Annotated in this window: 18 protein-coding genes; 8 read left to right on the top strand and 10 right to left on the bottom strand. The window is 39.5% G+C overall.

The features are described from left to right. Window positions 1-99 precede the first annotated feature (99 nt). The 3 genes from AAA970_RS16920 to AAA970_RS16910 all read left to right on the top strand — a co-directional run bounded on the left by AAA970_RS16920 (window position 100) and on the right by AAA970_RS16910 (window position 2,536). Window positions 100-876 (top strand): toxin-antitoxin system YwqK family antitoxin, encoded by a 777-nt coding sequence (locus AAA970_RS16920; protein ID WP_338238072.1) that lies wholly within the window; start codon window positions 100-102, stop codon window positions 874-876. 35 nt (window positions 877-911) lie between these two features. After that, the gene (locus AAA970_RS16915) at window positions 912-2,033 is read left to right on the top strand and encodes a transglutaminase domain-containing protein (protein ID WP_338238071.1); all 1,122 of its coding nucleotides are present in this window, start codon (window positions 912-914) and stop codon (window positions 2,031-2,033) included. Window positions 2,034-2,230: 197 nt separating this feature from the next. Next, window positions 2,231-2,536 (top strand): hypothetical protein, encoded by a 306-nt coding sequence (locus AAA970_RS16910; protein WP_338238070.1) that lies wholly within the window; start codon window positions 2,231-2,233, stop codon window positions 2,534-2,536. A gap of 820 nt (window positions 2,537-3,356) precedes the next feature. On the opposite strand, the gene AAA970_RS16905 is transcribed toward AAA970_RS16910, so the two are convergent. The 5 genes from AAA970_RS16905 to AAA970_RS16885 form a co-directional block, all read right to left on the bottom strand. Then, window positions 3,357-4,715 carry a hypothetical protein gene (locus AAA970_RS16905; RefSeq protein ID WP_338238069.1) on the bottom strand — a complete coding sequence of 453 codons (1,359 nt, stop codon included), beginning with the start codon at window positions 4,713-4,715 and terminating at the stop codon, window positions 3,357-3,359. A gap of 186 nt (window positions 4,716-4,901) precedes the next feature. Then, entirely contained in the window at window positions 4,902-5,273 is a 372-nt protein-coding gene (locus tag AAA970_RS16900; protein WP_338238068.1) for a VOC family protein, read from the bottom strand. 427 nt (window positions 5,274-5,700) lie between these two features. Continuing rightward, window positions 5,701-6,966, bottom strand: a complete 1,266-nt coding sequence (locus AAA970_RS16895; protein WP_338238067.1) for an anaerobic sulfatase maturase — start codon at window positions 6,964-6,966, stop codon at window positions 5,701-5,703. 111 nt (window positions 6,967-7,077) lie between these two features. Next, window positions 7,078-7,971, bottom strand: a complete 894-nt coding sequence (locus AAA970_RS16890; protein ID WP_338238066.1) for a lysophospholipid acyltransferase family protein — start codon at window positions 7,969-7,971, stop codon at window positions 7,078-7,080. A gap of 374 nt (window positions 7,972-8,345) precedes the next feature. Further along, on the bottom strand, window positions 8,346-8,993 hold the full coding sequence (locus tag AAA970_RS16885) for a spondin domain-containing protein (protein WP_338238065.1): 648 nt from the start codon (window positions 8,991-8,993) through the stop codon (window positions 8,346-8,348). Between the two features lie 325 nt (window positions 8,994-9,318). Between AAA970_RS16885 and AAA970_RS16880 the strand changes: the two genes are divergently transcribed. Genes AAA970_RS16880 through AAA970_RS16865 form a run of 4 tightly spaced genes read left to right on the top strand, consistent with a single transcriptional unit; the run spans window position 9,319 to window position 14,347 of the window. After that, window positions 9,319-11,493, top strand: coding sequence for a peptidase domain-containing ABC transporter (locus AAA970_RS16880; RefSeq protein ID WP_338238064.1), 2,175 nt, complete (start codon window positions 9,319-9,321; stop codon window positions 11,491-11,493). A gap of 13 nt (window positions 11,494-11,506) precedes the next feature. Further along, window positions 11,507-11,905 carry a biotin/lipoyl-binding protein gene (locus tag AAA970_RS16875; RefSeq protein WP_338238063.1) on the top strand — a complete coding sequence of 133 codons (399 nt, stop codon included), beginning with the start codon at window positions 11,507-11,509 and terminating at the stop codon, window positions 11,903-11,905. Window positions 11,906-11,914: 9 nt separating this feature from the next. Next, window positions 11,915-12,856, top strand: coding sequence for an HlyD family secretion protein (locus AAA970_RS16870; RefSeq protein ID WP_338238062.1), 942 nt, complete (start codon window positions 11,915-11,917; stop codon window positions 12,854-12,856). A 6-nt stretch (window positions 12,857-12,862) separates the two neighbouring features. Further along, window positions 12,863-14,347, top strand: a complete 1,485-nt coding sequence (locus tag AAA970_RS16865; RefSeq protein ID WP_338238061.1) for a TolC family protein — start codon at window positions 12,863-12,865, stop codon at window positions 14,345-14,347. Between the two features lie 51 nt (window positions 14,348-14,398). Here AAA970_RS16865 and AAA970_RS16860 read toward each other — a convergent pair whose 3' ends face one another. After that, window positions 14,399-15,625, bottom strand: a complete 1,227-nt coding sequence (locus AAA970_RS16860; RefSeq protein WP_338238060.1) for a DUF445 domain-containing protein — start codon at window positions 15,623-15,625, stop codon at window positions 14,399-14,401. Window positions 15,626-15,881: 256 nt separating this feature from the next. Between AAA970_RS16860 and AAA970_RS16855 the strand changes: the two genes are divergently transcribed. Continuing rightward, the gene (locus AAA970_RS16855) at window positions 15,882-16,094 is read left to right on the top strand and encodes a hypothetical protein (RefSeq protein ID WP_338238059.1); all 213 of its coding nucleotides are present in this window, start codon (window positions 15,882-15,884) and stop codon (window positions 16,092-16,094) included. A gap of 419 nt (window positions 16,095-16,513) precedes the next feature. On the opposite strand, the gene AAA970_RS16850 is transcribed toward AAA970_RS16855, so the two are convergent. From AAA970_RS16850 to AAA970_RS16835, 4 genes are all read right to left on the bottom strand, one after another. Further along, the gene (locus tag AAA970_RS16850) at window positions 16,514-16,720 is read right to left on the bottom strand and encodes a hypothetical protein (protein WP_338238058.1); all 207 of its coding nucleotides are present in this window, start codon (window positions 16,718-16,720) and stop codon (window positions 16,514-16,516) included. Window positions 16,721-16,990: 270 nt separating this feature from the next. Further along, on the bottom strand, window positions 16,991-17,593 hold the full coding sequence (locus AAA970_RS16845) for an NAD(P)H-dependent oxidoreductase (RefSeq protein WP_338238057.1): 603 nt from the start codon (window positions 17,591-17,593) through the stop codon (window positions 16,991-16,993). A 482-nt stretch (window positions 17,594-18,075) separates the two neighbouring features. Then, window positions 18,076-18,456, bottom strand: a complete 381-nt coding sequence (locus tag AAA970_RS16840; protein WP_338238056.1) for a DoxX family membrane protein — start codon at window positions 18,454-18,456, stop codon at window positions 18,076-18,078. A gap of 49 nt (window positions 18,457-18,505) precedes the next feature. Continuing rightward, window positions 18,506-18,904, bottom strand: a complete 399-nt coding sequence (locus tag AAA970_RS16835; RefSeq protein ID WP_338238055.1) for a MarR family winged helix-turn-helix transcriptional regulator — start codon at window positions 18,902-18,904, stop codon at window positions 18,506-18,508. Window positions 18,905-19,394 lie beyond the last annotated feature (490 nt).

Genomic DNA, 19,394 nt, shown 5'->3' with positions numbered 1-19,394 from the left:
AGTTGATAGTGCTATTATTTTTTATACTTGCTTTGTTATTGATTGCTTTTTTATTAATATTTGATTTAAATATTAAGTTGTTTTTAATTAATTATTGCGATGAGAGTTGTTTCTGCTATTCTGATATGTTTGTTGACCTTAAGTAGTTGTGAAGAAGTCAAACGCCAATTGATGACAGAGGCGATTCTTTCTCAAAAGAAGAAGAAGCCCCCTCTAAGAAATGGAGAAAAGGTGGCTTATTATAAAGGAACCAAAATAGTCAGGTCAAGGGTTAATTTTGTGGAGGGGAGTAGAGAGGGTAAGGCTGAAGATTTTTATAAAGATGGTCAGTTACGGCTAAGTCTGAACTATCATAATAATGAAAAACACGGAGAGAGTAATTACTACTTTGAAAACGGACAGCTCTATAAGCAGTCAAATTATCGGGCAGGAAAGTTAGACGGACCATTTAAGGTGTACGATCAAAAAGGACGATTAAAAGCCGAAGGATCCTATAAGGAAGATTGGCCCTGCTTCGGTTTAAAAGAATATAACCGGAAGGGAAAAGAGTTAAAAGATTTTCCACAAATTAAGGTCAAATATTTTGATTACCTGGATACCAGGGAGGAGTATGTGTTGCAAATATCTCTCGATAAATCTCGGAAGGATGTGAAATTCTATATATCCGAACATGATATTTCAGATTGTTTTGCGTTTGATTTTGATAAAATGCAAATGCTATATGCAGAAGATGGTATAGTAAATTATCCTTTTGATTTGCCAAAAGGAATGGGCGTTAGTGTACATGTTTATATTTATGCGGTATATTCTACCTCAAACAGAGTGAAGCGGGTGGTGAAAAAGCCGGTCAATTTTGAGATTTCAAATCCCGCATAGGTGAGTATTTTTATTGGCCATGGTTTTAAGTTGGTATGAGTAAGCTGTTTTTCGTCATTCATTTTATACTATTTCCCTCTAAAGTTTTGGGGCAGGTAAGGTATTTTTTGTTAGAAGCCACCACTGAGGAAAGTCAATTGGTTTTTGTTCCTGATTCCATAACCCAAGTCGATGAAATTGCCCACTTTTTAACAAAAGATTTGTTGATGGAGGAAGATAAGGCCTTACAAATTTATAAGTGGGTTTGTCAACAGATAAAGTATGATACTGAATTCGAATATTACCTGTATGGTAATTCGGAGGAAAGGCTGTTAAAGCACGTATTAAAACAGCGGTCAGGGGTTTGTGCACACTTTAGTATTCTTTTTCATGCTTTGTCGAAAAGTGTCGGGCTTGAAACTTACCTTATAGAGGGTTTTTCGAAACCATCCACGCCCGGAGGGGGGCATGCCTGGAATGGGATTAAAATAGAGGGGCATTTTTATTTGGTGGATTGTACCTGGGGGGCAGGTTATGTAATGGAGGGTACTTTTTACCCGTCTTATTCTGAAGAATATTTTTTGGTAAATCCCGACGTGTTTATTGCGGATCATTTTCCTTTTGATCCGATGTGGCAGTTTTTGGATGCGCCCCTTTCAGTTGCTAATTTTATTCATGCGGAATATAGTGGGGCAAATGAGGCGGCTTATTTCAATTTTCAGGATTCATTAGTAGATTATTTACAATATGACAGGCTAAAAAGAGCAGAGGGAAGCTATAAGCGAATGAAAGCTATGGGAGGAGATCACCCGAGGTGGGTTTCCTATTTAATATCTCAAAATCGGATTTGGGTAAATGGGCGGATTAATGAGGTGGTTGGTCTGTATAACAGCTTTGTGGTGGATTACAACAGATTTGTTGATAGTCGACGGCACTCATTTAGAAAGCCCAAAATGGAGGATGAAGAAATTGCCCTTTTATTAAAAACGATGGCTTCGAGTCTTTCAAGCATGAAATTGCAACTAGGTGATTTGCAGGCAGAGGAAGACGTTTTTCAGTTGCAGATCAGGGAATTACTGGCTGAAATACAATTATTAGAAGCCGACTTTAAGAAGCAGCAGGCATTTGCGGATAGATATCTGACTAAAGGCAAGTTTTTTCGGTGGATGATGTTTTGATTTAGTGGAATAGTGTGCGCTTGCTCGCAAGTAGATTTATTCAAATGAATGAAGGATTCAAAACGAAATATATCTATTTTTATTAAACTTATTTATCCAATAAAGGGTATAAATAAGCGATGGTCATAAATTTTTTGTTTTGATCATTATTTTTATGAGAAAAGGTTACCTTGTTAAGAATAACCCGAAACTGAGACATGAAAAATAACCTTGAGACCCAAATTTTGGAGACCGATTTCAAAATTAAAAAGACCCAGGATAACATCAATACTCGTCAAATTTTTGTAAAATTCTGTAAAGTTTCCAGAAATGAAATGTCTGGTCGATTGGAGGGGATATTGCAAAATAAATTGATGGAGTTGAATCGAAGGTTAAATAAACTGGAGAGGTTAAAAGAAGATCTCATGGTAATGCACAAGCTCTCCAATGAAAACCCTCAGACAAATAAACAGGCCAAGGGCGTTTATTCAAAGACAATTAAAAATATTAATGAAAACAATTAATTGATTCCGGCCTTTCCGAAAGCCTAAATTATTCAAGTCCCGGCTTTCGGCGATAGGGCTTATTGGGGGATTGCATTAATAATAAGAATAAACCTGCTAGGCTTTTTTCCACTTCTTGTATTTTTTTTGGCCATTTAGGCCTTTTTTTTCTCCGGCTTTTGAATGGAAGCTTATTCCGAATTATTCACCACTATATTTATTAACTGAGCGTAAGTGGTTTAATTTCAGATCATTACAATTTATTTTCTTTGATTTATAATAGCCCAAATTTGGGCATGCTTGCTTTCTCCTTATTCATCTGTTTCGTTGGAAAAAACTCGAAATAGGAAAAATTCCTTCATTTTTTTCCGCCTTGCAGCTATAGGAGGGTTTATGCATGAATAATCCGGCTTAATCCTAAACGACTTTTTGTAGGAAGGAAGAAATCGCTTTGTTAGGCTTTAAACGAATTTAGGATTTTACTGGAAACCAGTACTTTTGTGTAATCTCTAACGCTATGTTAATCCTATGTTTTATTTTCAGAAATAATATGATTTTTAAAATATGATTTTTAATTTGAAGTAGGTTAAGATTAGGGTAACAAGACAGTAAACCTAATTCATTTAGTAGGGGGCAGTTTTGCCCCCTTTTATTTTGCTTTGTTCTTTTTTATGGTTTTCTCTGGTGAAAAAGTAAACTAACATTTTGATTTGTATTGTATTTAAACAAGTTTCCAGTGATTTTTCGCAATCAAGCCATTTTTTCCTTTGTCTAATGATTACATCGTGAGGGATAAAAAAGAAGGTGTCATGGACACCTTCTTTTTTCTAAATATTTTTAATCATGGCTGGGTATATTCGGGCCTTTCAGGATTAAAGAAATCATTAAATGTATTGAAGAATTCGGGCCCTAAATGCTGAGGAAGTGCAGCCATGCCTAATAGCATACAGCCATAATCTACCCCCTCTACTTTATGAGGTTTCCAGTTCAGATCATGGTAGGAATATTTCCATAAAATATAATCTCCGCCATCCGAAATGCCGGCTCTTTTGGGTAATTCCATTTTCCCGACATTACGGGGATCTTTCCATAGCGCAATTAAGTCTGCTGCTACTATCTCTGGTAAAACCGGAGAAAATCCAGCCATGGCACTTGGTGCCACATTTCTGTAAGGGTTTTGATCTGCCTGCGTGCCTACTTTGTCATTCAGGCAAATACGATCTACGCTGTAAGATTCTTTGATTTGCCCGTTTTTGTCTGCTTTCAGCCCCACTCCCGCGGTGGTTCCCCATTCATAAGGCTGCTTTCCTTTGGCTTCTAATTCCGTCCGGTCGTGCCACCATGCTCTGTCGGCCAATGCGGCATTTTTCATTTCGGCACGGTAGGCTTCGCTATTGGAGAACTCATGCACGAACATGAAATTAAACATAAAAGTAAACATAGAGGTAAAGCGAGTCGTGGAAGGAGAGATCACCGGAATTTCCTCCCCAGCATTGGTAATATAGACCGCACGTTTTAATTGTTGAGGATCCTCATAGCTATTTTTCCATAGTTTTTTTCCCTCCGGGCCATGATTTTTGGCCATCCAATTTACGATCATATACTCATTATAGGGGCCAATGCTATTTTTACCTTTTTCTCCATTTTTAAGCATATTGAGCATTACCTTACCTTCATCGGTATCTGCAATGAAAGCAGTCTGGTCCACCATGCTCCAAAGCAGGTCAGCATAGTGTGCAATTTCTTTACTTTCATTGAAATATCGCTTGGCGAAAAGTGCTCCCCCGATCATTAAGTCTGTGTCGATGGGACTGTAATTTTTACCCATTGGCTTTCCACTTTCTATATGGAAAAAGTGGATGAAGCAATTTTTTGCATTACGGTCTAGTTTTACCCCGTTTTCATATTCTCCCAGTACGGCTTTGAAAGTATGAATAATTTTGGCTTCTGCCTCCGGTTCCCATCCCATTTGGTGCCCGACACATAGACTCACTAATCCCATACCGATGTTGGCAGAGGAGCCTCGGTCCGTTGGGCCATCTGTTCTCACCATGTCATGGTAAAGCCCATTTTCATGGCGAAGCATTTGGTATACTTTATAAGTATTTCGGAATTGGGTGTAAAGAATCTCCTCATCGCTTTGCTGAGCCTGCAAGTTGAAGCAGAGCAATAACATGAGGAGGAATAATAATTTTCTCATCTTTTATTTGGTCTATTTTGGTTGACTAATTTTATCATTCAATTAAGCCAATAAATTGCCTTTTAAAATGAGAGGCCTATTAATCTTTCGCAAAAATTTGCCTGAGGAGGGATTGGCGTCTAATGCTTTATCATTTGTTATTTATCGCTTTCTATTTTTGAAGCATTAGCCTGTTCTCCCTATCATTTAAAAATGTTGGTCCACTAATATGACGTTGCCGTCCGGGTCTTCAATCATGAAGTTTGCCGGGCCTTTCGCGGATGGCTCTGCCTTACTATTAAAATTTATTTCAGCCGCCTCAAGCTTAGCCTGTATGTCGCGAATATCATCAAAGACGTTTAGTTTTTGGGCATTCTCATTCCAGCCGGGATTAAAAGTGAGGATATTTCCTTCAAACATGCCCTCAAATAATCCGATAAGACTATTGCCGTTTTTCATAATGAGATAGTGCTGTTCTTCAGATCCGCCAAATGCCTGGAATCCCAATTTTTCATAGAAGTTTTTGGAGGCCTGGAGATTTTTAACCGATAAACTGATAGAGAATGCGCCAAGATTCATAATGCCTTAATTTTTAGTGTATTATAAAATACTAATATTTTTGAGTAGAGCCCTCTTTTTGGTGGTTGAAATCGGCGATTTTCTTCCAAAAGATAGGAGTCTTAAGCCGGATTAATGCTGCCTGAAATCTGGTTCAGGTGTTAGGCGAGAAAAATCCCTTCTTTTTTCTCATTTAAGCTTGTCGGATTATAATTGACTTTACTAAAATCACAAAATATTATTTTGGCTATTAGATTTTACATTGAAGTCAAACTAGCTCTAAAGGTTATATTGCGGGAACTGGAAAGATATTTTCCTCGAATGAAAATTGAGCTCCCCAATAATATTTCACCTAATGGGCTAAATTGGTATAAATCCGACAGGCTCCTGGCAGCCAAACGAGGATTAAAGCATGAAAAATCCGGCTTCAATTACTTGGCTTTCAAAATTATTTTTTCCGTTTTTTCTTGATCAGGTTCATGATTTCTGCCGGCGGGCGCTGCTGATCCAATAATTCCTTCATTTGCTTCAGGTAAGGGCTGATATGTTCAAAAAACATAAAATAGCCTTCACATAAATAGGCAATTTTCTCTCCCTGGTCCGTTTTGGCAAATCGGTTTTTAGGGCATTCACCGAAACACATTTTCAGATATTGGCAATTCAGGCAATCCTCAGACAGGCTTTGAAATTTATCCACTCCAAAAGCTCTTTGCTGCGGGCTTTGAATCATTTTTTGTAAATCATCCTTGGTGATATTGCCGATTTTGTATTCGGGATACACATAGTGATCACAGGCGAATACGTCTCCGCTGTGTTCCATTGCCCCGGCTTGCCCACAATACTTGCTAAAAATACACAAACTCGCCGGATAGCCCATATAGGTGGAGAGCGCAATGTCAAAATGCTGTACAAAATAGCGCCCAACATCCTGACGCACCCATTGGTCGAATATCGTGATTAAAAAGTTTCCAAAGTCCTCCGGCTTCACACTTTCTTTGGTGGGTTTTACTTCGCCCTGAAATTGGGGACTAATCAAATCCTCTGTGGTGGTCAGGGCTTCTACTTCCTGAATGGGGATAAACTGCATGAATCTACTCCCAATGCCTTTTAAAAATTGGTAAACCCGTTTAGGGTGTTGAGCATTCAGTTGATTGACTACCGTAAGGGTATTAAACTCTACCTGGTGTTTTTTAAATAAACGAACCGCATTCATAGCGCCTTCAAAGGAACCTTTTCCTCCTTTTGTTGGACGCAAGGGGTCATGTAGATCCTGGGGGCCGTCGATGGAAAGTCCCACTAACCAATCATGCTGGTGTAGGAATTTTGCCCAGTCATCATCAATAAACATCCCGTTGGTTTGGATATTGTTTTTGATATTTTTCCCCTTGGCATATTTCTTTTGGAGGGCGATAATTTTTTCAAAATAGGGAAGGCCTGCCAGTGTGGGTTCGCCCCCGTGCCAGGTGAAGGTTACTTCCGGAATCTGGTCGGGTTGGGCGGCAATATATTGCTGGATAAAGTGTTCCAGCACCTCATCGGACATGGTGAAGGATTTCAATTTCCCCTCTTTTTCAGGGTATATCCGGTCCTTTTCCAAATAGTAGCAATAGCTGCAATCTAAATTACATACCGGCCCCACGGGCTTGGGCATGATGGAAAAAGGAATCTTTTGTTGCGCTATATTTTCGGCTGATAGAAAATCTAATGTTGACATAAGCAATACATGATAAAGCTTGAAAACCCTAAATTGGGCTTAATTGATCACATATCCGAATTAGATTTTCGTGAGTGGGTTTTCGGGAGGGAAACCGCGCTTATTTTTGGGTTATGCGCTTTTGTGGTTGTTATGTTCCATCATTTCCGGTTTAAGCTTCCATCTCTTGTGAGTCCAGAGCCAATATTGCGGAGCGCTGAGAATTTGTTTCTCCAAAAGCCTGACATGGCGTTCTGTGATTTTTCCATAGGGAGCATCTTGTGGCTTGTCTTCCACCAAATCAAATTCGAATTGATAATAGCCCCTTTTGATTTTTTCAATTCTTAAAAATACAACCCCATAATCATATTGTTTGGCGTATTTTTCGGTGCCGAACATGACCGGCGTCTCCTGATTTAAAAATTTCGTCCAATAGGTTTTTTTAACATGTCGTACCGGACATTGATCCGTTCCAAAACCTGTGGCCACCAATTGGTTTTGGTGGGTCTCAAACATGTTTTTGCAATCACTTTTGGGGCGGAGATGTGCGCCAAATTTTTCTCTGGAAGCCTTAAATACCCTGTTTAGAAATTTATTAGATAGCGGTGTGTATACGCCGTCCACCTGGTGGCGAATTTGTGGATTCATCGCCACAGCGGCCATTTCCCAATTATTATAATGTCCACTGGTAATGATCACGCTTTTCCCCTGATCGTAAAGGCGTTCTATGGCTGCGGTATCTTTCGCTTTAAAGCGTTTGAGTACTTGCTTTTTACTCATGGAGAAGAGTGCAATGCTTTCAATGATCAGGTCACAAAAATGGCGGTAGAATTGATGGGCAATGCGCTGGATCTCTTTTTCGCTTTTCTCCGGAAAGGAATTTCTTAAGTTTTCCAGTACCACCTTTTTTCTATAGGGATATACAAAACGAATGACAAGGTACAGGAAATCGGAAAATCGATATAAAATAAACATCGGTAAATACGATACCGGAAGAAGGAAGAAATAATAAAAAAATGCCGCCATGCTCAAAATCACTTTCGCTAGTTTATTTTGCTTACCCGAATTTATTGATTGAGGTAAATCTAAAGCGCAATATCGGAAATATTATTTGAATTTGTTCAGCTCCCAGTTGAATCCGTTTAAATTTGAAGTTATTTAGTCGAAAAGTTCAAACTTGCCACAGCATTTCACTTCATTTTTTCTTTAGTCTGAATGATCTATGCGAATGCCTCGTTTAACTGAATGGTCACAAAATGAAGGAAAAAACGCTGTTTCGACTTGCCTTATTGGCATCAGATGAATGAAGGCCAGGTAAGCCTAATCAAATTTAGGCTATTTAAAAACCTATGAAATACCTGAAAGCAGGAGGGCAAAGCCCTTGAAATAGAATGCAGCACCTAAGGGTGTGGAATTCGGGTGACGGTGACCTTGGCTAGAATGGGCATTTGATCAGGGTCTTCACTAAAGGGATATCCGGTAAGGGTCGAGATCGGGCTTTCGATAGAGCTTTTTGGGGAACTGTTGTAATCATTAGCTTCAGAAATACCCGCATTGAACGAATACAAATTTTGAGTAAGTTCCCCGACAAATTGGCCCTCTTTGAATAGGGCCATATTTTTTAAACCTACAAACCATCCCGGGCTGGGAGAAAGGGTAGAAATGATGGTCATATAGGGATTTTTAGCATCAACGGTCAGCTCAAATCTTAGCGTGCCAGTTCCCGAATTGATGCTCTCCGTATTGATTAACTGTCCAGCTTTTCCATCTTTTGTTAAGAATTGAATGTGTTTTTGCAACAATTGTGCATCTTTATCCTTAACAAACCGTTGTAAGCCATTATTCGCGGTGGCTTCTACATTGAATAGGTCAATAGGGCGAGCATGTGTAAGCCCCACAAAGCTTGAAAATCGAGGATTTTTGGGGTAATCGGTTGGGAAATTAGACCGGCTCCATTGCCCTGTAATAATGACCTCATAAGTAGCGGTAGCCTTTGGGTGATCGTCTGAGCTGTTTTGTGTAATTCCGTTGGAAGGCTGATCTTCCATGCATTTTGTAAATAGGATTATTCCGATAAAGAGCAGTAGGGGGTAAATTTTTATCATTGGCTTAAAGTGCTTATAAATATAATTTATGAACGAAAAAACCGCCTTTATTGTTCACGTGAGTGGAATTTTTATTAATACTCAATTAGTACTTTTAAATGAATTCACAATACTGTTTTAACTTATCGCTAAATCCTATATCCTATTTGTAGATTTTATCTTTCAGTCTGCTTGATTTAAGTACAAATATTTCCGGAATCTTACATTTTGGACTAAATTAGCATGATCAACAATCAATTATCCAATACACCATTAATCATTTTTTTCTATGAATCAGTTACAACTGTTTCGTGCCGCACACTTGCTTGCCGAACGTGCCGGTTTGGATTATGATCCGAAATTGGCCCGCCGCTTGGATTTGTCCGGTGGTTCCTATTACCTGGAAGTGAGAGATTTCTGTAATGACCTGAGCCGTATTATGGGAATCAATGATCTTTTAATCCTTCGTAATGAAACCAGTGAGGAAGCACTTTTGGCCTACTGCCAGGAGCTGGATAATCCCATGTTGGTATTCGCAGAAATTAAAGGAAATACAGTTCCTGTATTATTACAACATAAGAATTTAAAGGAGTTAGAAATATTAGCCATTTTCCCGGAGGGAGAGCAGCAAGTTCCATTTTCCGCTTTAGAAAAGCTCATTCGCTATGAGAAAGGGGAGGTGTTGTTTTTAATGGTTTTCAAAAACCAGAGCCCGGGCTCTCCCGAATCCACCAGTTCGGAAGAGGGGCATTTAAGTCCCTACCAGCGACTGGTTCGTTTGCTGACCGTGGAGAAAAAGGAAATTGCTTATATATTTATTTATGCCGTAGTAATAGGGCTCGTCGGGCTGACCCTGCCCCTGGGAACGCAAGCCATTATCTCTTTGATCTCCTCAGGCGTTCTGTTTCGAACGGTTATTTTTCTGATTGCTTTTGTATTGCTTGGTGTTTTATTAAATGGTGGGCTGCAGATTATGCAATATTATATGGTGGAGATTTTACAGCGTAGGATTTTTGCCAAAGCTGCTTATGATTTCACTCTGCGGGTTCCAAGATTTAAAATGGAATCTATTGATGGAAGTCACGTGCCGGAATTAATGAACCGGTTTTTTGATGTGCTCACCATTCAAAAGTCTTTGCCGAAGCTTTTGATTGATATGTCGGGCGCGCTTTTGCAAATCTTTTTTGGATTAATTCTATTATCCTTCTATCATCAGTTTTTCGTCTTTTTTGGAATATTCTTATTTTTGTTCATCGGTTGGTTTGTGTATCAAACCGGTAAAAACGGGATGAAATGGGCAATAAAAACGTCAAAAGATAAGTATAAAACCGTTTATTGGCTGGAGGAGCTGGCACGTTCCCTTTCCGCCTTTAAAATGTCAGGAACCACTTATTTGCCTGTTAAAAGAACGGATGAGCAGGTCGAGTCCTATTTAACCAATCGTGCCCGACATTTCCGGGTTTTGATGGGGCAGTATGGTTTTATTGTCTTATTCAAAATGCTCGTGGTTGGAGGGGTTTTGGTGATTGGTTCTCTCTTAGTGATTGATCGGCAGATTACCCTGGGGCAGTTTGTGGCTTCCGAAATTATTATTGTTTTGGTGGTAAGTTCGGTGGAGAAGATTATTGCCTATCTGGATTCGGTTTATGATATTTTAGTGGCCGTGGATAAAATTGGTCATGTCATGGATATTCCTTTAGAAAGGCAAGGTGGCGTAAAATTGGAGCGACATAGCAATTTTAACCGGGGAATGTCGGTGGAATTGATGGATGTATCCTATAGTTATGAGGGGCGTAGTCGCTTTGGTCTGAAAAATTTGAATCTCAAAATTGAGGCGGGGGAGCGTGTGGCGATCACCGGATATAATAATTCCGGCAAAAATACGCTGATTAGTCTGCTCAGTGGAAGTTATACAAAATATAATGGCGCCATGGTTTTCAACGGCCTGAATGCCCGTGATTTGGATTTGGTAAGTTTTCATGATCAGGTGTCCATTAATATGACTTCTGATGTGATTTTTGAAGGCACCATTGCAGAAAATATTTCCATGGGGAAATCTAATATTAGCTATCACGAAATTATTGAAGCTATTAAAATCGTAGGGCTTGAACGTGAGACCAATTTGATGCAGGATGGACTTCAAACCAATTTGGTTGCTGGCGGAAAGGGATTATCTTCTTCGACCATCGATAAGCTATTGATCGCCCGAAGTATTGCGAAGAAACCGCAATTAATCGTTATTAATGATACTTTCTCCAATTTGGATACGGCCGATCGGGAAAATATTTTGAATTATTTGGTTTCAGAAGAGCGTAACTGGACATTGGTAGTGCTTTCAGATCATGAGGATGTTCATTTAAAGTGTAATCGAACCATTATTTTAAAGCAGGGGCAATTGATTGAGGATGGGGACTTTAAAAAAATCTCCAGTACCAAGGCCTATGCTGAAATTGTAACCTCTTAAATCGTCTACCGATATGTTGAATGTTTCAAAAAACAAAATGTATTCGCAGACGGAGGAAAACCGACTGCAAACGCTGAAAACTTTGGTTACCCCCCAATATGGGAAAATATTGGCGAAATGGTTAGTGGGTATTTTGGCCCTTACCTTTTTGATCATGTTTGTGCCCTGGCAGCAGAATATCAATGGCTATGGCAAGGTGACGGCCTTTCACCCTTCCAATCGCCCTCAAAATGTGCAAACCACCATTGCAGGTCGAATAGAATCCTGGAAAGTCCGGGAAGGGCAGTATGTGCATGCCGGAGATACCCTGATGGTAATTTCAGAGATCAAGGATAAATTCTTCGATCCCCAGTTGTTACCCAGAACGCAGGAGCAATTATTCGCCAAGGAAAATAGCCTGAACGCCAAATAAGCCAAAATTTTGGCATTAGAGAAGCAAATTTCTGCCCTGCGGAAGGCCCGGGAGTTAAAGTTAGAGCAAATTAAGATTAAGCAGCAGCAGACGGTCTTGAAGTTTGAATCTGACAGTATTGATTATGAAGCCGAGCGGATTAATTATGAAGTGGCGGAGAAACAGTTTGACCGGCAGTTAGCATTATATGAGCAAGGTTTAAAATCCCTGACCGAATTGGAAAGCCGTAAGTTGAAATTACAGGAAAGTGCGGCCAAACTGGTTTCTAAGGAAAATAAATTCTTGGCCACCAAAAATGAATTTCTGAGCCTGGCGGTGGAGCTGAATGCGGTGGAAGCAGAGTATTTGGATAAAATTTCCAAATCGGAGTCTGATTTGGGGGCTACCAGATCTGACTTATACGAATCCGAAGGTTCTTTGGCCAAACTGGAAAATGAATATGCTAACCTAAAAATCCGCTCAGATCAATACAGTATTAAAGCGCCCCAGGATGGATACATCGTGAAGGCTTTAATTGCCGGTATTGGCGAAACTATAAAGGAAGGGGAATCTGTAGTAACGATTTTGCCTGCAAGTACCGATCTGGCCGTGGAGTTATATGTAAAAGCAATGGATGTAAGTTTATTGCGGGCCGGGGGAAAAGTCAGATTGCAATTCGATGGCTGGCCTGCTTTACAATTTAGTGGTTGGCCCAATGCCTCCATTGGAACCTTTGGGGGCATTGTTGAGGTGATCGATTATGTCGATTCCCAGGGAGGGAAATATAGAATCCTGGTTAAGCCTGATCCGAATGATGAGGAATGGCCGGATATCTTACGGATCGGTTCCGGCGCCAATGGTTGGGCCATGCTGGATGAAGTGCCGGTTTGGTACGAATTGTGGCGTCAGTTTAATGGTTTCCCTCCACAGTTGCCCAATGTTCCCACTGCCGAGGCTTCCTCTAAAAAGTAATTCAGAATGAAGAAATTTTTGAAAATCATTTTCAGCCTATTCTTTCTGATGCAGCTCAATCAAGGTCGGGCACAGCAGGACACGCTTTCCATTATTCCGACGCCTCTGGAGGCAATTGGGAGTGGAGAGAGTGTTCAGCCGTTTTCTCTGGATGAATTTTATCAATTGATATTACAATATCATCCCATTGTAAAGCAGTCGCGCTATCTAAGCCCTCTGGCACAGGAAGAAATTCGCTATGCCCGTGGTAGCTTTGATCCCAAAGCGCAGGCCAAATTGAAACAGAAAGTTTTTGAAGATAAAAATTATTACCAGTTGTTGGATGCTTATGTGAGTGTACCCACCTGGTTTAATGTCGATTTTAAAGCAGGTTTTGAGCGGGCCGAGGGGCTTTATGTCAACCCTGAGTCCAGTACTCCCGATGCAGGTTTAATGTATGCCGGGGTGAGTGTACCCATTGGAAAGGGCTTGGTGATGGATGCCAGAAGGTTAACTCTTCGTCAGGCACAAATTAATCAGCAGGCTGCCGAGGCAGAGCAACTCAAAGCCATCAACAAGGTGTTGCTTTCCGCCGCCAAAGATTATTGGCAATGGTACTTGTCTTATCGTAATCTACAGGTAGCGGAAGAAATATTCCAACTTTCGGATGAACGTTTTAGAGCTGTTCGACAGGCGGTTTTAAATGGAGATGAGGCGCCCATTGATTCTGTACAGGCCTTTATTAACTTTCAACAGCGCGAAGTAACTTATATGGAGGCCCGAATAGGTTTTGTGAATTCTTCGCTTTTGGTATCTAATTACCTTTGGAATGAAAATGAAGAGCCTTTAGAAATGGACGGAAGTTTGTATCCGGTGTATGAAGATCTTTTGGAAGGCTATCAGTCCGAGGAGTTTTTGGCGCAACTGATGATGTTGGCTTCCCAGCGTCATCCGGATTTAGTAAAGCTGGATGCGAAAGCGCGCAATTTAATTCTGGATAAGAAAATGGCGGTAGAGAATCTAAAGCCTGAATTGAATATTAATTATAATATCATCAATCAGACGCTGGGATTTGAAAATGAATTGGGCCAAAATGTATTTAACAATAATTATAAATGGGGTTTTGATTTTAGTTTCCCGATTTTACTGCGAAAAGAACGGGCAAAACTAAAAATGACCAAGATTAAAATGGAACAGGTGGACTTTGATCGCCGTCAGCGTGAAAAGGAAATTGATACCGAAGTTTTGTCCATTTATAATGAGTTGGTAAATACCAATCGCTTGATTGAGATTCAGCGGGCGATGGTGGAGAATTACACCACCTTGCTAAACGGAGAGCAGGCGATGTTTGAAGCCGGGGAAAGTTCCTTGTTTTTAGTGAATACGCGGGAAAGCCAATTGTTAGAAGCCAATCAGAAATTATTGAAGCTGGAAGTTCAGCTGGAAAAGGATAAAGCCCTTTTGCTCTGGGCAGCCGGAGTGGAGGAACTCAACTTTTATTCTGTTCAATAAGCAATAAGATTTAAACACGCTATTAAAGCCGATCCTTTCGATCGGCTTTTTTTACAGCCATAGGGCAAAAAGCTGTTCAATCCCATATAGCAAAAGCCCAATAGTTCCCCCAATCAGTGTCCCGTTGATGCGAATGTATTGAAGATCATTCCCCACCTCTGCTTCCATTCGGGCACCAATATCCGTCCATCCCTGCGCGGTAGTCTCAATGATCTGACCAATTTTTTCGCGCTTTTCAAAAATCCATTGCGTGATAGTGTTTTGAAAATAGTGGTTTATTTTATCGCGCTGTACTTGATTTTCATACCATAATTGTAGTTGCCGGGAACTATAGGAAAGGATAAATTTTTGGATTTGTGCTTGTTCGCGCTCCAGGTATGCGATGAGGGTAGGAGCTAAAGTGGTCCATGCTTTTTCGATATAGGTGTTTACAGGAGGCTGTTCAAGAAACTGAAGCAGGTAAAGCTGAATTTTTTGTTGAAACTCCGGTTGGTCTAATTGATGGGTTTTCAATTCCTGAAATTGTGCTTCCACCCAAGCGCCAAGCATCTCATCATAAGAAGAAGTAAGCTTTTCGAGGAAATGATAAAACCGTTCCTCCATTCTTTTTTTTGAAAGTCCCATAAAGGCCTGTTCGAATAGATTGCCTTCCTCCACCATTTTTCCATATATATGCTGAAATAGGATCTCCTGATTATCTTTTGCCCATTTTAAACCTTTTTGAACCAGATAATGATGGAGCGAATGAGCCTCTACTTGCTTCAAAGTATAACGGAATAGGGATTGGATCTGCGTCTCCCCTAAAAGATTTTTGATCTGTTCATGCAGGATGTTATTGGCCAATTCTTCTTCTATATCTTTAATCAGTTGGGGTAATTTTAGACTCATCCATTTTACCCATGCTTCCCATTGCGGATTTTCCCGACTCCAATGATATAGCCGGTCAATAATATTGAATTTTGCTAACTCATCCTCAATAATTGCTTTGGTTAAAAAGCTGTTGACGACAAATTGCCCCAGGCCCTGCGCAATTTGTTGCCTTTTCTTCTCTATGATATTCGTGTGCGGGAATTTTATCCCCATCGGATATCGGAACAAAGCGACCACCGCAAACCAATCCGCCAATGCCCCGACGGTGGCGGCTTCGGTGAATGCCTGTAAAAGTTGAAAAACAGGATGATGATCTCTAAAAATAAGTGCAATAATAAACAGGAAAATCATAACCACCAGCAGGCTTGTTGCCCAAACTTTACCTTTTGCGTAGTTGGTGTTTTGCATTTATTTTTTGGGGTTAAATTTTAAAATTCCTTATCATTTATGGAGTCAAAAGTGATATTTGCCAAATTTTGTTCATGGCCAGACTTTTTATGATGCCCTTTGTTTATCATTTTATGCATAAAAGTGAAGGAAATATTTCCCTAATTAATCAAAATTTAATTCAATTAATGTAACTTACTCTTTACCTATTCAGTATCTTATGTATAAACAAAACTTCCCGCGTATCGAATAAAGTTTAATTTTTAAATGAGTAATTATGATTGTAGTATTGAATAACAGAGCGTTTGATTTGGAAGAGGTGAATGCTACGCCACAAGACATGCGTGTTCTTAAGACCATTGAAGAAATGGAAGCTACAGCTAAAGAATATCGTTCAATATCCAGAAATAGTACCGAGGCAGATATGTATGATTTTTTTGCAGTACAAACGGCCAATATTCTGATGAACCGTTGGACAGAAAAACACTAACGACTTTTTTAGCTTAACAAAAGATTGATTACCGCAGATGATAATTTGCGGTTTTTGTGTTTTTGGGGCAATAAGCCCCATTTTGAATGGGCTGAGGAAAGCTGAGACAAATGGCTTATCCGGATTATTTTACCTTTGGTAATGGATAAAATGGAAAACCGCAAATGACTCTTAAAAAGGGTTGGCTTGAAATGCCATTATAGATGCTTATTCCTGTAAAGGTACCGAAGCATAGAGGTATGCTTTTTTCAGTACAAACGGCCCATATCCTGATGAGCCGCTGGACAAATAACAATAACAATAACGATTATTTTTGCTTACCAAAAGATTGAGTGCCGCAGATGATAATTTGCGGTTTTTGTATTTAGGGGCAACAAACAATACTTGAATGGGCTGAAAACAGCCCGGAGATAAATGGTTTATCTGGATTTTTTCTTTTTGGTAATGGATAAAATGGAAAAGCCATAGATGGCCGTTAAAAATGCGATGGCTAGAAATGCGATTACAGATGGTAACAGGGCATATTCGTGAGGAAATTTGAAGGCCGTCAACATATGATTGAATGCCCAAAAAAAACACCCGCCAATGGGAAGGGCTACTAATAGCTTAGAGAACAAATGATCCATAGTTTAAAAAATTCTTTTTGAAAAATACGAAATAATTACCTTGGGGTTAAGGGTTTGGTGAAAAAAAGAGCTATCAATCGTCTCATTATTTTTACATTTATTTTAATTTATTGAAATAGTGGTGTTTTCAAATGCTGATATTTTTATCAATTATGAATTTAGTTTTCAACTAATATCTAAAAAACGTTAAATGGCAAATTATAAAATGATAATTGTCATAAAAAAAGAGATTGGAATCAACCAATCTCTTTTTTTAATTAACATCCCAGATTATGCTTCTACGGTAGCAGGGAAAAAGCGTTCTATAGTGTCTTTTACTGTAGCAATGTACCCTTTTCTTAACTCATCGCTTCCATTGATCACATTACCAAAGAAGTGATGCTTTAACACCTCCATGCCGGTGAAGTTAAATATGCCCTCATCAGAGGTCTTAAGGAAAGCGTCGTGAAATCCGGCCGAATCATAGTATTCTGCGGGAGCGCCATGATTATTAAAAACCAATACTTTTTTGTCTGATAGGTGTTGGTTATAAGAACCATCCTCATTGACTGAATAGGCGAAACCATAGGCGAAGACACGGTCGAAGTAACCTTTTAAAATAGCGGGCATTCCTGTCCACCATATTGGATATACAAAGGAAATGGTATCGGCCCATTTAATCCATTGCTGCTCCTTGGCAATATCCTCAGGGCTTTCACCCTGTTGGAATGCACCAAAGTCGGTAGCATCTAAAGTAGCCTTAAAGCCAATGTCATAAAGATTTCTCACCTCTACTTCATGACCATTCTCCTCGGTAGTTTTTACAATTTGATCCACATACGCAAAGGAAAGGGAAGTAGGGTTGGGATGAGCAATAATAACGAGATGTTTCATGATTTATTATATTCTAATTTATATTTTTAATGTAGGATGGACGCTGCTAAACCAAATGATTCGCTGTTAGATGTAGCGTATTATTAGAAAGCGTTATGATCAAGGTATTGCGGTTAGCTGTGTTGATTTTTGAATAGCTCAAATTTGGGTTTGCTTTCTTTCTCCTCCTTCATCTGCTTCGTTGGTGAAAATGAAATAGGAAAAATTCCTTCATTTTTGGCGCCCGGCAACTAAACGAGGGTTTTAGCAGGAATAAGCCGGCCTAAGCGTAGGAAGCCCATCATGAATTTTCCAAGATGAATGAGTGAAGCCAGATTTTGGCAAGAGGCGAATCGGTTTTGACTCCGTGAATTACATAGTTTTTATCTTAATTACCCCCTGCATTAAATCACGCTCTTCAATCTGGGTTCCTACATAAGGGATGTATTGCCTTCAAATTCTAGAGACATGGTGCCCGTAATCATCTGATAGTCCAAAAGGATTTAGCCTTTTAATGAAATCATAGGATAAAATTTTTCTTTGTGGGCATAAAATAAAATCCCTATCAGTGCTACTTGTACCAGGGCAATAGCAAGGCCAGCTGGAGCAAGAAACAGGTGAACCAGTAGAATATTGACGATGATAGGCGCCAAAATAACTAAAGCCAAACCTATCATGCGGTTGGTTAATAATAAAACGCCTCCAATAATTTCTACCAAAGCGATCGCCGGAAACATAAAGCCTGATGCCGCAAATGCCCCCATTAAGTTGGCCTCCGCTTCCGGCATTTCGCCCATAGGAATAAAGTTAAGGAATTTGTTTAGTCCAAAGATGGTCATGGATAGTCCCAATAAAATGCGTGCAATTAATTCCGTGATTTTCATTTTGTTGTAGTTAAGTTATTTTACTTGTAAACTAATTATGTAAATTTTTTTATCCTCTGACTTTATCTAAAAGGTCGGACAGAGTTTTTGCCTCTTCTTCCGTGAGGTTTAATTGCGCTTCAACCGGCTCTAATTGTTGATCCACATCCTCAAGAAAGGCCAGCCCCTCTTTCGAAATACTGATATAAAATACCCGACGGTCCGACTCACATTGTTCTCTTTCCACCAGTCTTTTCTCCAAAAGCTTTGTCACTAAACGTGTGGTATTTGGCGTTTTGTCGAGCATGCGGGCTTTAATTTCCAAAATCGGTAATCTTTTGGGATAAGAGCCACGCAAAATTCTAAGGATATTATACTGTGAAAGGGAAAGGTCAAAAGCACGAAGTTGTTCTGCACTCTGGGCATTGAACCAGTTTGCCGTGAATACAGTATTAAGAATTGCTTTCATTTTTAAATTCTTAAACTTAGTCGTCTTTATTTCTTCCTCTATTCTCATATAAATGAACTTTGATATTACAAATGTAGTTTACGTGTAAACTAAATGCAAGCTGATTCGGTTTTTTTTCGTTCCATGCCCCGTTAACCCGGATTATTCATGCTAAAATTCTCGTTTAGCTGTAAGGTGGAAAAAATGAAGGAATTTTTCCTATTTCGAGTTTTTTCCAACGAAACAGAGGAATAAGAAGAAAGTAAGCTTGCTCAAATTTGGCTATTATAACTCAACGAAAACTTGTTTCAAAGGACCGATAATAAGTCACTTCTGTTTGCTTGATTAATTTAGCGGTGCATAATTCGGCTTAAGTTGGTCTAATCCTAAAAAATTAGTGGCATATATCAGCGCTTTATTAGAGCGTATGGCCTCCATGGGGAAGAATAAGTACCCAAATTCCTGCTATTGGTGCTTTTTTAGAAAGGTGGCTTTTAACAGACGCTTAACC

Source organism: Persicobacter diffluens (genome assembly GCF_036244895.1).
GTDB classification, from domain to species: Bacteria; Bacteroidota; Bacteroidia; order Cytophagales; family Cyclobacteriaceae; genus Persicobacter; species Persicobacter diffluens.
Note: the sequence above shows the minus strand (reverse complement) of the source record. Positions and strands in the feature narration are given on the sequence as shown.

Excerpts from the sequence above, each read along its gene's own strand:
- AAA970_RS16865 (WP_338238061.1), top strand. The coding sequence starts at position 12,863 with ATGAAGAAATTTTTGAAAATCATTTTCAGCCTATTCTTTCTGATGCAG.
- AAA970_RS16860 (WP_338238060.1), bottom strand. The coding sequence starts at position 15,625 with ATGCAAAACACCAACTACGCAAAAGGTAAAGTTTGGGCAACAAGCCTG.
- AAA970_RS16880 (WP_338238064.1), top strand. The coding sequence starts at position 9,319 with ATGAATCAGTTACAACTGTTTCGTGCCGCACACTTGCTTGCCGAACGT.
- AAA970_RS16920 (WP_338238072.1), top strand. The coding sequence starts at position 100 with ATGAGAGTTGTTTCTGCTATTCTGATATGTTTGTTGACCTTAAGTAGT.
- AAA970_RS16845 (WP_338238057.1), bottom strand. The coding sequence starts at position 17,593 with ATGAAACATCTCGTTATTATTGCTCATCCCAACCCTACTTCCCTTTCC.
- AAA970_RS16885 (WP_338238065.1), bottom strand. The coding sequence starts at position 8,993 with ATGGAAGATCAGCCTTCCAACGGAATTACACAAAACAGCTCAGACGAT.
- AAA970_RS16890 (WP_338238066.1), bottom strand. The coding sequence starts at position 7,971 with ATGGCGGCATTTTTTTATTATTTCTTCCTTCTTCCGGTATCGTATTTA.
- AAA970_RS16850 (WP_338238058.1), bottom strand. The coding sequence starts at position 16,720 with ATGGATCATTTGTTCTCTAAGCTATTAGTAGCCCTTCCCATTGGCGGG.
- AAA970_RS16895 (WP_338238067.1), bottom strand. The coding sequence starts at position 6,966 with ATGTCAACATTAGATTTTCTATCAGCCGAAAATATAGCGCAACAAAAG.
- AAA970_RS16910 (WP_338238070.1), top strand. The coding sequence starts at position 2,231 with ATGAAAAATAACCTTGAGACCCAAATTTTGGAGACCGATTTCAAAATT.
- AAA970_RS16875 (WP_338238063.1), top strand. The coding sequence starts at position 11,507 with ATGTTGAATGTTTCAAAAAACAAAATGTATTCGCAGACGGAGGAAAAC.
- AAA970_RS16905 (WP_338238069.1), bottom strand. The coding sequence starts at position 4,715 with ATGAGAAAATTATTATTCCTCCTCATGTTATTGCTCTGCTTCAACTTG.
- AAA970_RS16835 (WP_338238055.1), bottom strand. The coding sequence starts at position 18,904 with ATGAAAGCAATTCTTAATACTGTATTCACGGCAAACTGGTTCAATGCC.
- AAA970_RS16855 (WP_338238059.1), top strand. The coding sequence starts at position 15,882 with ATGATTGTAGTATTGAATAACAGAGCGTTTGATTTGGAAGAGGTGAAT.
- AAA970_RS16840 (WP_338238056.1), bottom strand. The coding sequence starts at position 18,456 with ATGAAAATCACGGAATTAATTGCACGCATTTTATTGGGACTATCCATG.
- AAA970_RS16900 (WP_338238068.1), bottom strand. The coding sequence starts at position 5,273 with ATGAATCTTGGCGCATTCTCTATCAGTTTATCGGTTAAAAATCTCCAG.
- AAA970_RS16915 (WP_338238071.1), top strand. The coding sequence starts at position 912 with ATGAGTAAGCTGTTTTTCGTCATTCATTTTATACTATTTCCCTCTAAA.